The following is a 1,984-nucleotide window of genomic DNA, read 5'->3' on the forward strand; positions in this document are numbered from 1 at the left end:
AGTTCAGCTCATGGGTAAAACACATCAGCCAGATTGATTTACCCCCTGCAAGCAACATAAATCCTTTGCAGGATAGTCTGGTCAAATTACAGCACAGCTATCGTTTTGCTGCGGGCGGGCAGGTTGGTCAATTAGCTTTGGCCGTCAATCAAGGCGATGCGGCTCAGGTCACGGATTTATTGATCAATCAAGCTCCTTCTGCTTTGCTTGAGCCCACCACAGAACATATCCATACGCAGTTAATAAGTGGCTATCAGTCTTACATCAGTGCGATTGAACAGCGTGCTGATACCGTCAGTTGTATTCAGGCATTTGAACAGTTTCGGGTGTTATGCGCAGTTAAACAGGGAGGCCAGTCGGTTTATGCAGTCAATCAGATGATGATGAATTTGCTGGCGAAACGGGGCTGGCGAACAGCACAGCCGTTTTATCCCGGCAGACCGATTATGATCACGCAGAATCATTATCGGCAGAATCTGTTTAATGGCGATATCGGGCTGATATTGCCCAATGTCGATGGCGAATTGCAGGCTTGTTTCCTGTTTGGTGAGGAATTACGTTGGTTGCCACTCAGCCGCTTACCGGCACATGAAACCGTCTTTGCGATGACGGTACATAAAAGTCAGGGATCAGAATTTGATCATATTGCTTTGTTGTTACCGGAAGAAGATTCAGTCGTATTGAGCCGGGAGCTGGTGTATACCGCGCTCACCAGAGCGCGACAAACCGTGCAGATTTTGTCGACACAGCCTGTATTACAGCAGGCTGTGCAACGTCGACATCAGCGTGAAAGTGGTTTGGCGAAGTTACTTATGGAAAACAATTAATAGTCTTTTAAGGCTGCTTTAGCCTTGAGTTTTTCTTCATGCAGTTTCAGATCTTCAGTCAGCTCGGGTACGACGTGCTTATTTGCATCGGGACCATCTAACAAAGCACCGGCACGATCCGGTAACACTTTGTGTTCAGTGAAATTACCCAATTTGTCATAGCCTTCCGTCAGATGATCGAACATCTCTTTGTAGGGCGCTGCAATGGAGACAAATAAATTTGCAGTTTTCTCATGATAAGCATGTACTTCTTCCTGATAGGCATCCAGTTCAGCCTGAACCTGCGATAATTGACGTTCATGTGCCTGGGTCAGTTGCTTCAACTGTTCAGGGCTGCCAACAGGCTGGCGGCGCCCCACCAGAAACCCCACAATCCCTGCGATAACAACTGCAACAATGCCGATGGCCCATAATTCAATTGATGTCATGACAAATCCCTAATGATATCTTTGCAAAAAAGCTTATTATTAAACGTTACGGTGAGGCGGATAACCCGCTTTGATAGATACAGCATAGCTTGCATCATAATAGTCCGCAAACAGATAACGTGTTTGCAGGACAATAAAGTTGACCATATTTTGCTGTTGAATATCCCACCCAATAGAGACTGATGATAAGGAGAGCACATGGCGCAACCAATGTTTGTAGGACAGGCTGACCAAGCAGTTTTTTTACTGCCACAAATGGCCAATCGCCACGGACTGGTAGCGGGCGCAACCGGTACCGGTAAAACAGTGACCTTGCAGGGGCTTGCAGAAGGTTTCAGTAATATTGGTGTGCCGGTGTTTGCGGCGGATATCAAAGGTGACCTGTCCGGCATCAGTCAACCCGGTAAAACGCATCCTAAAATCACTGAGCGCGTTAATTTGATGCAGCTGGATGATTTTCAGTTTTCAGGTTTCCCGACAACGTTCTGGGATATGTTTGGAGAGCAGGGTCATCCGGTTCGCACCACCATATCGGATATGGGGCCTTTACTGTTGTCACGGCTGATGAATCTCAATGACACTCAGCAGGGTGTATTAACGCTGATTTTCCGTGTAGCCGATGACAACGGCTGGCTGGTGCTGGATCTGAAAGATTTACGTGCCATGCTGCAGTTTGTTGCAGAAAATGCCAGCGAATTTCAGACGTTATACGGCAATATTTCAGCGGCC

Annotated in this window: 3 protein-coding genes; 2 read left to right on the forward strand and 1 reads right to left on the reverse strand. The window is 47.1% G+C overall.

The features are described from left to right. Window positions 1–827, forward strand: an 827-nt coding sequence (locus tag B3O33_RS03325; protein WP_292362922.1) for an ATP-binding domain-containing protein, incomplete at its 5' end; no start/stop codon positions are given. On the opposite strand, the gene B3O33_RS03330 is transcribed toward B3O33_RS03325, so the two are convergent. Then, entirely contained in the window at window positions 824–1,255 is a 432-nt protein-coding gene (locus tag B3O33_RS03330; RefSeq protein ID WP_136552886.1) for a YhcB family protein, read from the reverse strand. The genes B3O33_RS03325 and B3O33_RS03330 overlap by 4 nt on opposite strands. A 198-nt stretch (window positions 1,256–1,453) precedes the next feature. Here B3O33_RS03330 and B3O33_RS03335 point away from each other — a divergent pair. Then, window positions 1,454–1,984: helicase HerA-like domain-containing protein (locus B3O33_RS03335; RefSeq protein WP_292362923.1), on the forward strand; the 531-nt coding region annotated here is incomplete at its 3' end.

The sequence above is a fragment of the Methylophaga sp. UBA1464 genome (genome assembly GCF_002325665.1).
Lineage (GTDB): Bacteria > Pseudomonadota > Gammaproteobacteria > Nitrosococcales > Methylophagaceae > Methylophaga.